This window comes from Acinetobacter sp. CIP-A165 (genome assembly GCF_000367985.1).
Classification (GTDB): Bacteria; Pseudomonadota; Gammaproteobacteria; order Pseudomonadales; family Moraxellaceae; genus Acinetobacter.
Genome location: NZ_KB849201.1, coordinates 305,683 through 315,237 on the forward strand (window position 1 = coordinate 305,683; position 9,555 = coordinate 315,237).

The following is a 9,555-nucleotide window of genomic DNA, read 5'->3' on the forward strand; positions in this document are numbered from 1 at the left end:
TCATTCTAACTTAGTTGCTTAATTTGCACGTACTTTGTTCCAAGCTTCAACCGCTTGACCTTTAGTACGCTTAAAACTATCCACTAAAGTATCTTTATGCTTCACTGAAATTTGACTAATGTCATCTTTAAGCTCTTTGCTTACTTTGGTTAAATCTTCGATTAAAGTATTTAACTCAGTTTTCAATGCATTTTTGAGCTCAACCAAGTTACCTTGAGACGAGTTCAATTGAGTCTTGATCACATCAATACGCTGTAAGATATCTTGCTTGATTTGCGTAAGTTGAGTTTGAATATTTTGATTCAACTCTTTTGCTTCAGTTTCAATTTTTGCTTGAGTATCGGCTAAAGCTTCTTTAACCTGCTCTTGAGTCTCTGCAATCACTTCTTTTGCTTGCTCTTGAGTCTCAGCAATCACTTCTTTTGCTTTTGCTGTTTTTTCTGCAACAACTTCTTTCGCCTTAGCCGTTTTCTCAGCTACAACTTCTTTCGCTTTTGCAGTTTTTTCAACAACAACGTCTTTCACTTCTTCAGCTGCTGCTGTAGTTTGATTCTCAGCCATTATGATTCCCCTCTATACTGATTGTTGATTTTTTGGCTAAAGATAAGATAAAACGCTTTTGTCTAAAACCACCAATAAATTGTTAGACAATTTGCATAATATCTCACGATGTCGATCTAAAAATGACGGATTTTGCAATAGACACCAATCCACGTCTACACAGTTAAAGAAATCCAGCATTTCCTGCTTTTAATAAATAAAACTCATAGACTTCTGGCACACTCATGCGTATAATGCGCTGTTAAGTTATAAGCGAGCAGACCAGAAGGAGGCCATGTTTTTTTAAAGACAGCCTGCCTTTTTTTATGTCTTCTCGCTTTTTTACAGCCTTATTTTTGTGGTTTTAGTTCAGGAGCTTTGGTTTGAGCATCCCCGCCATTTTAGCCCTCGCTGATGGAACGGTCTTTAAAGGAACGTCTATCGGTGCATCGGGAAATACGACTGGTGAAGTCGTTTTTAATACCGCCATGACTGGCTATCAAGAAATTTTGACTGATCCAAGTTACGCACAACAAATTGTGACGCTGACTTATCCTCATATCGGAAATACAGGCTGTAATAGCGAAGACGTTGAATCAGGTCGTATCCATAAAGTATGGGCGAATGGTTTGATTATTCGTGATCTTCCTTTATTACACAGCAATTTCCGTGCTGAGCAATCTCTAAGTGAGTATTTACAACAACACAATGTTGTTGCGATTGCTGATATTGATACACGCAAACTGACACGTATTTTACGTGACAAAGGTGCACAAAATGGTTGCATCCTTGCTGGCGAAAATATTACAGAAGAAGAAGCAATTGCCAAAGCACGTGCATTTGGCGGCTTGACTGGTTTAGACCTTGCTAAAGAATGCTGTGATCCAGAAGGTTTTGAATGGACTGAAGGCTCTTGGGTTTTAAATCAAGGCTTTACTCAACCTGAAATGAAGTTTCATGTTGTGGCATACGATTATGGTGTCAAAACCAACATCTTACGTATGCTTGCGGATCGTGGTTGCAAACTGACGGTTGTTCCTGCGCAAACCCCTGCTGAGCAAGTGCTCGCGTTAAATCCAGATGGCGTGTTCTTATCAAATGGTCCTGGTGATCCAGCAGCATGTGATTATGCGATTGCAGCAGTGAAAACCATTGTTGAAACAACAAATTTACCAGTATTCGGTATTTGTTTAGGTCATCAAATTTTAGCACTCGCTTCTGGCGCAAAAACCATGAAAATGAATCATGGTCATCATGGTGCCAACCATCCTGTACAAAATCTTGACCCTCTCAGCGAACATCACGGTACAGTGATGATTACCTCTCAAAACCACGGCTTTGCTGTTGATGAAAGTACCTTACCAACAAACTTAAAAGTGACTCATCGCTCACTGTTTGACGGTACAAACCAAGGTATTCATCGTACTGACAAACCAGCATTCAGCTTTCAAGGTCACCCTGAAGCGAGTCCTGGCCCACATGACTGTGCTCCATTATTCGATCATTTTATTGAATTAATTGAAGCATCTAAACAGTAATCAAGAGCGAGTAAATTATGCCTAAACGTACGGATATTAAAAGCATCTTAATTATTGGTGCAGGTCCAATTGTCATTGGTCAAGCATGTGAGTTTGACTACTCTGGTGCACAAGCATGTAAAGCCCTTCGTGAAGAAGGTTACCGCGTTATTTTGGTCAACTCGAATCCTGCGACCATCATGACCGACCCTTCAATGGCAGATGCAACGTATATTGAGCCAATCACTTGGCAAACTGTTGCACAAATCATTGAAAAAGAACGCCCTGATGCAGTCCTCCCAACAATGGGTGGTCAAACAGCATTGAACTGTGCACTAGCGCTTGATGAGCATGGTGTCCTAGAAAAATATAATGTTGAACTCATCGGCGCATCAAAAGAAGCGATTGAGAAAGCCGAAGACCGTAAACTGTTTGACATCGCAATGCGTAAAATCGGATTGGAATGTCCTCGTGCTGATGTTGCTGAAAGCATGGAACATGCACTGGAAATTCAATCACGATTCGGTTTCCCAGTGATCATTCGTCCATCATTTACGATGGGTGGCTCTGGTGGCGGTATTGCATATAACAAAGAAGAATTTATTGAAATCTGTGAACGTGGTTTCGATCTTTCTCCGACCAAACAATTATTGATCGATGAATCTTTAATTGGTTGGAAAGAATACGAAATGGAAGTTGTTCGTGACAAAAACGACAACTGTATTATCGTATGTGCGATCGAAAACTTTGACCCAATGGGCGTACACACTGGTGACTCAATTACCGTTGCCCCTGCTCAAACACTAACAGATAAAGAATATCAAATCATGCGTAATGCATCGGTTGCTGTTCTTCGTGAAATCGGTGTAGAAACGGGTGGTTCAAACGTTCAGTTTGGTATTAATCCAGTCGATGGTCGTATGGTCGTGATCGAGATGAACCCGCGTGTTTCTCGTTCATCTGCATTGGCTTCGAAAGCAACAGGTTTCCCTATTGCGAAGATTGCTGCAAAACTAGCAGTCGGTTATACGCTTGATGAATTGAAAAATGACATCACGGGTGGTATCACCCCTGCAAGCTTTGAACCAGCAATTGACTATGTCGTTACCAAAATTCCTCGTTTTAACTTCGAAAAATTCCCACAAGCTGAGCCTGTATTAACAACGCAGATGAAATCTGTGGGCGAAGTCATGGCGATTGGTCGTAACTTCCAAGAATCTGTGCAAAAAGCACTTCGTGGTCTTGAAGTGGGTGTAAGCGGCTTTGATGAAAAAATCGAAGTCGGTGCTGCCAATGCAAAAGACGTTATTCTAAAAGAACTTAAAGTTCCAGGTCCTGAGCGAATTTGGTACGTTGCTGATGCATTCCGTCATGGTTTCTCACTTGATGATGTATTTGAAGCGACTAAGATCGACCGTTGGTTCTTGATCCAAATCGAAGATATCGTTAAAGCTGAAGCTCAAGTAAAAACTTTAGGTTTTGGTGACTTAAACGCCGACAATATCCGTTCATTCAAACGCAAAGGTTTATCTGACCTTCGTATTGCGGACTTGATGGGTATTTCACAAAAGCAATTCCGTAAACAACGTTGGAACTTGGGTGTATATCCAGTTTACAAACGTGTTGATACTTGTGCTGCTGAGTTTGAATCTGACACAGCTTACATGTACTCAACTTATGATGAAGAATGTGAAGCCAATCCATCAAATCGTGACAAGATCATGGTGATTGGTGGCGGTCCGAACCGTATTGGTCAAGGGATCGAGTTTGACTATTGCTGTGTACATGCTGCTCTTGCAATGCGTGAAGATGGTTATGAAACAATTATGGTCAACTGTAACCCTGAAACGGTTTCGACTGACTATGACACATCTGACCGTTTATACTTCGAGCCAGTAACACTTGAAGATGTACTCGAAATCGTTCGTATAGAGAAGCCTAAAGGCGTGATAGTACAGTACGGTGGTCAGACACCATTAAAATTGGCACGTGCGTTAGAAGAAGCAGGTACACCAATTATTGGTACTTCACCAGATGCGATTGACCGCGCAGAAGACCGCGAACGTTTCCAGCAAATGATTCAACGTTTACAGCTTCGTCAACCAAACAACAGTATTGTTAAATCGGCTGAAGAAGGTATTTCTGAAGCAGCTAAAGTCGGCTATCCATTGGTCGTTCGCCCATCTTATGTATTGGGTGGTCGTGCAATGGAAATCGTCTATAACGAAGATGAACTTAAACGCTACCTTCGTGAAGCAGTACAAGCGTCTAATGAGGCCCCTGTCCTCCTTGACCGTTTCCTAGATGATGCAACTGAAGTTGACGTCGATTGTGTATCTGACGGTAAAGACGTTGTAATTGGCGGCATCATGCAGCATATCGAACAAGCAGGTATTCACTCAGGTGACTCAGCATGTTCAATTCCGCCGTACTCGCTTTCACCAGAAGTTCAGGATGAAATGCGTCGTCAAACTGTTGCAATGGCAAAAGAACTTGGCGTAATCGGTTTAATGAACGTCCAGTTTGCGGTTAAAGGCAATGACATTTATATCCTTGAAGTGAACCCACGTGCATCGCGTACAGTTCCATTCGTTTCTAAATGTATTGGTGAATCCTTAGCGAAAGTGGCTGCACGCTGTATGGCGGGTCAATCACTCGAGTCACAAGGTTTCACTAAAGAAATTATTCCAACACACTTTGCTGTGAAAGAAGCTGTATTCCCATTCGCTAAGTTCCAAGGCGTTGATCCAATGCTTGGTCCTGAGATGAAGTCTACTGGTGAAGTGATGGGTGTTGGTCAAACTTTTGGTGAAGCATTCTATAAAGCGGTACTCGGTTCAAATGAACGTTTACCGGGCTTACCAACTGAAGGCGAAGTGAAACATGCTTTCTTATCTGTTCGTGAATCAGACAAGAAATATATTGCCAATATCGCTAAACAGTTAATCGCTTATGGTTTCAAACTCATTGCAACCAATGGTACTTACCAAGTCCTTAAAGAGGCTGGATTAGCGTGTGAAGCGGTCAATAAAGTAACTGAAGGCCGCCCTCATATTGTTGATCGCTTGAAAAATGGTGAAATTCATCTTATTGTCAACACAACTGAAGGCAAACAAGCTCAATATGATTCTGCCATGATTCGCCGTGCAGCCCTACAAGGCAAGGTGTATTACACCACGACGATCAATGGTGCAGAAGCTGTTTGCCAAGCATTTGCTGTGAAATTGCCAATGGATGTATACCGCTTGCAAGATTTACAAACTGTAGGTTAATTATTTACCGATAAGTCCCGCCACCTTATTGGTGGCGGGCTTTTTCTTTTTTTAATCCTGTATTTTCCCAACCCATTTAGAGGGGACTAGAATGCAACGTTATCCGATGACTCCCGAAGGCAAAGTTGCCTTAGAGAAAGAATTACAAAAGTTAAAAATGGTTGATCGACCACGTATCATTCAAGCGATTGCGGAAGCTCGTGAACATGGTGACTTAAAAGAAAATGCTGAATATCATGCCGCGCGCGAGCAGCAAGGTTTTTGTGAAGGTCGTATTCAGGATATCGAAGGTAAACTGGGTGCAGTACAAGAAATTGATGTCAAAACACTCGAACAAAATGGTCGTGTGGTATTTGGTGTGACGGTAACCATTGAAAACCTCGATACCGAAGAACGTAAGACTTATAAAATCGTCGGTGATGATGAAGCAGATTTTAAAATTAATAAAATCTCGGTGAACTCACCTATTGCACGTGGTTTACTGGGTAAAAGCGAAGGCGATGAAGCCAAAATCCAAACACCACAAGGTGAAGTTGAATACGAAATCGTGAGTGTGGAATATCTTTAATACCTCCGATTAAATAACAAAAGAACTCTTCATTTATTGAAGAGTTCTTTTGTTTCAGGCATCCTGTTTCCAAATAGAATAAAAATGAGAAACACGTGCAAGACAGAATCATGACTGCTTTTATCTATGCAATTGGTGGCATATTCCTTGGTATTTTAATTGCAATTACATGGGCACTGTATGTGAATCCTACAAGTAGTTCCGTTATCATTATTCTTAATACCACACTGCTATGTGCAATCTTGGGGTTTTTGATTCCAAATCAGATTGAACGTCTGTTTATTTGGCTATGGAAATTATTCTCCAATTAAAATCATCACCTTAGTTTAATGGTTATAATAGCTAGGCTTTCTTTAATTAATCATTGCCTAAATATGGATCCATTGATCAACTCTCCTGTTAAACATTGGTGTGAATTCGAGTTTATTTCCAAGACTGTTAAAAATCCAAATATTCATATTAAAGGCAATTATAGTTATTACTCCGCCTATTGGGATCAAGGTTTTGAACGTTGTGTGGTCCGTTATTTACACGACAAACCATCAACACAAGAAAAGCCTATTGATCAGCTTTATATCGGTAATTTCATCTGCTTTGGTGCAGAGTGTGTGATTATGATGGGTGGTAACCAATTACATCGCCCCGATTGGATCTCGACTTTCCCGTTTGATACCCGTAGCTTTCTACCTGCTGGCGATACGATTATTGCAGATGGCTGCTGGATTGGCAGTCGTGCCATGATCATGCAAGGGGTTAAACTCGGTGAAGGTGCTGTGATCGCAACAGGCGCTGTAGTAACGCAAGATGTGCCCGCTTATGCGATTGTCGGTGGTGTACCTGCAAAAGTAATTAAATATCGATTTCCTCCAGAGCAGATAGAAAAGCTATTGGCCTTGAAGCTTTATACCTTAGATGAAAAGAAAATCTTAAAAATACGTGACCTGTTACAAACAAACGATATTGATCAATTGGCCGATTATCTTAAAGAAAATTGATCAATTATCACCCTAAGCCATTGATATACAATCACTCTAATTTTTGAAAGAATTTTCATTTATTTTCAACTGCATCATTGCTTCACGATAAGCGTATAAACAACAACTATCCCTATAAAAATACTAGGTTTTATTTTATAAATAACAGGTTTAATATAGAACTATAAAGCATATTTTAAACAAAATTTTATAAGCTAATTCAATAGAACATCGTAAATACAAGGAGTAATAAACATGACCTATCAAAACATTTTAGTCGCTATCGATGACTCAGAAACTGCAAGCAATGTCATTCGGGAAGCTGCTCAATTGGCCAAAGCATTAGACAGCCAAATTACAGTCGTTGGCGTCGTGACACTAGATCCATATTTAGCCGATACCTACCTCCGTTTTGGTCAAAGCAATGAATTGATTGAACGCGTTAAAGGCTATGTGCAAGACAACCTGACGAAAGCTGAAGAGAAATTTGAAGCGTTAGGCGTTACAGTGAGCACCCGAATATTGGAAGGTCTTTCTGTTCACCAAGAAATTATTGGTGCTGCACAAAATCTAGGCACAGACCTCATTATTATGGGTTCACACGGACGTACAGGTTTTAAACAATTTGTTTTGGGAAGTGTTGCTCAAAAAGTTTTAGCCGAAAGCCATATTCCAGTGCTCATCATACGTTAAATCCATAAAACACCAACACCCTGCTTTTCTTCCACATTTAACTGAATAAAAGTAACTACGGTTCAGCCAATAAAAAAGCATGGTAATTATATTTACCATGCTTTTTTACACTGATAGACCACCTAACTTAATTCATCGGGATCGGTTTTGCTTTATCTAAAACATCTTTTGGTAGCTCGGTCGTCGAAACAATTGTTAATGATTGAGCATCGACGTTAATATCGCCTTTATTCAAGGCATTTAGCACAATATTTGTCTCTTTGGTACTCAAGCTATACATCGCACCTGTTGCAGGATCAACGATTAACAAGCCAATCAAACCACCAAGTAGAATATTCCCTACATACCAGCCATTCACATGAGAGGAAACGTTAATTGTTTTTTTCTCATATCCTTCTTTTTCAAATACAACCGTATAACGCTCAGGAACAAAGAAGCCCGCACTGCGCTTTAGGTTTACCGTAACCGGTGCTTGACCCGCATGTACTTTTTTTCCAGCTTTATTAAAAATTGTAATATCGCTAAGTTCTGGTGTACTTTCAAAGGTCATGGTTTGAGTTCTGCCAGACATAATACTTGCGCAGCCCGATAAACTAAGCGCAACAACCCCAAAAGCAATAGATAATTTTTTCATCTCGATACCAAAAAAATACGTAATATTATGTATGCTGATTGTATTTAAAACGTAATTTAGATTCAATATATTGGTGGTGTTTTAGCTTTATTTTTTATCAAATAGTCCAACCATAAACCTTCAAATTCACTTTGCCATTCAGCAAATATACCCCCTCCTGCTCCAACAAGCTTTGTTGAATATTTTCACCTTTATCGTTTATTCGTAACACACTGATTTTCCCTTGCGCGTTAATGACTCTATGCCAAGGAATCTTGCTGTCTTTATCTAAATGCTTTAAAACGTAACCCACGAATCGCGCATGTTTAGGCAGACCCGCCAATTTTGCAATTTGCCCATAACTTGCAACTTTGCCATTGGGAATCAGTGCAATAACTTCTAAAATCTGTCGATGTAATTCATGCTCATTCAACGTGAAAAAACCTCAAAAAATTGCTATTATGAGTCAAAAATCACACAACAATACTCGCGATCTATATAAAACCTAACTCCGCAAGAGAATCAAATTATGTCATATAAAAAAATTACAACGTTCATCCTTTTGAGTTTTATTTGTGTTGCGTGCAGTACACCAGAGAAAAAATATATAGCATTAGAATCATATCCTTCAAAAGTTCTAAAAGAAGAAGACCATACTTTACCTGTCGTCTATGTAAGTTTCGTCTATACAACCAATACTCCTAAAGCAAAAGAGTTTGATAATAAAAATCAAATGCTGAGAGAAATCAGTATATTAAATCAATACTTTGTAGATGAAAACAATCAAAAAATATTTAGATTTAAACCGTATCGATATTATTCATATCAAAATTTTAGCCAACGTAAATGTGATCTTGCCTATCAGCTAAACCAACCTAGATCTCTAGTAACAGAAAACATCCCTGATGCTGTAAAACGCTGTTTTCCACACCGAAAAGAAAAAGAAGTTCTTTTCATTATTTATGATTCATATAACGAAAAATTTAAATATAGGGATGTGACAAGCTGGGGATTTCGTAATGGAGGACAACCTTTTATTTTAATTGATTGGCAAAGATTAAATTATCGAATTCAAGCGGCCACTCCTCATGAAATGGGGCATGCTTTTGGTTTAAGACATGTTTGTGCACCAGGTGCCAAGCTAAAAGATTCTACAAATATCATGACCAGTGCTGACTGTAAACTTGGTAGCGGTGGACAGCGTAATATTGGATTTAATCGTGAGCAAGTCTCGACAATTTTGGAGTATTACCAAAGGGCAAAGTAGTTTTCTACTTAGTAATGGCTTTGTTGCACAAAGATTTGAAATGCAAAGCGCCCCTAATTGAGCCAAATTTAAGGCGTAACTTGGGTAAGTGGGCGACCTAATTCCGTAAAT

Annotated in this window: 10 protein-coding genes; 7 read left to right on the forward strand and 3 right to left on the reverse strand. The window is 39.6% G+C overall.

The annotated features are described in order from the left end of the window. Nucleotides 1-18: 18 nt before the first annotated feature. Complete coding sequence (locus F991_RS04140; RefSeq protein ID WP_004669149.1) at nucleotides 19-561, reverse strand: hypothetical protein; 543 nt, start codon at nucleotides 559-561, stop codon at nucleotides 19-21. Between the two features lie 362 nt (nucleotides 562-923). Between F991_RS04140 and carA the strand changes: the two genes are divergently transcribed. The 6 genes from carA (at nucleotide 924) to F991_RS04170 (ending at nucleotide 7,564) form a co-directional block, all read left to right on the forward strand. Then, nucleotides 924-2,078, forward strand: a complete 1,155-nt coding sequence (gene carA / locus F991_RS04145; protein WP_004669151.1) for a glutamine-hydrolyzing carbamoyl-phosphate synthase small subunit — start codon at nucleotides 924-926, stop codon at nucleotides 2,076-2,078. Between the two features lie 17 nt (nucleotides 2,079-2,095). Then, the gene (gene carB / locus F991_RS04150; RefSeq protein WP_004669153.1) at nucleotides 2,096-5,329 is read left to right on the forward strand and encodes a carbamoyl-phosphate synthase large subunit; all 3,234 of its coding nucleotides are present in this window, start codon (nucleotides 2,096-2,098) and stop codon (nucleotides 5,327-5,329) included. Between the two features lie 91 nt (nucleotides 5,330-5,420). Continuing rightward, nucleotides 5,421-5,897, forward strand: a complete 477-nt coding sequence (greA, locus tag F991_RS04155) for a transcription elongation factor GreA (RefSeq protein ID WP_004669155.1) — start codon at nucleotides 5,421-5,423, stop codon at nucleotides 5,895-5,897. Between the two features lie 95 nt (nucleotides 5,898-5,992). Then, a complete protein-coding gene (locus F991_RS04160) occupies nucleotides 5,993-6,208 on the forward strand; it encodes a hypothetical protein (RefSeq protein ID WP_034595392.1) in 216 nt (71 codons plus the stop codon). A gap of 63 nt (nucleotides 6,209-6,271) precedes the next feature. Further along, nucleotides 6,272-6,892, forward strand: coding sequence for a CatB-related O-acetyltransferase (locus F991_RS04165; protein WP_004669161.1), 621 nt, complete (start codon nucleotides 6,272-6,274; stop codon nucleotides 6,890-6,892). Nucleotides 6,893-7,126: 234 nt separating this feature from the next. Continuing rightward, nucleotides 7,127-7,564, forward strand: a complete 438-nt coding sequence (locus F991_RS04170; protein ID WP_004669163.1) for a universal stress protein — start codon at nucleotides 7,127-7,129, stop codon at nucleotides 7,562-7,564. 127 nt (nucleotides 7,565-7,691) lie between these two features. Here F991_RS04170 and F991_RS04175 read toward each other — a convergent pair whose 3' ends face one another. After that, the gene (locus F991_RS04175; RefSeq protein WP_004669165.1) at nucleotides 7,692-8,198 is read right to left on the reverse strand and encodes a hypothetical protein; all 507 of its coding nucleotides are present in this window, start codon (nucleotides 8,196-8,198) and stop codon (nucleotides 7,692-7,694) included. A 97-nt stretch (nucleotides 8,199-8,295) separates the two neighbouring features. Beyond that, entirely contained in the window at nucleotides 8,296-8,610 is a 315-nt protein-coding gene (locus F991_RS04180) for an MGMT family protein (protein ID WP_004669167.1), read from the reverse strand. Between the two features lie 96 nt (nucleotides 8,611-8,706). Between F991_RS04180 and F991_RS04185 the strand changes: the two genes are divergently transcribed. Further along, a complete protein-coding gene (locus F991_RS04185; protein ID WP_004669169.1) occupies nucleotides 8,707-9,444 on the forward strand; it encodes a hypothetical protein in 738 nt (245 codons plus the stop codon). Nucleotides 9,445-9,555 lie beyond the last annotated feature (111 nt).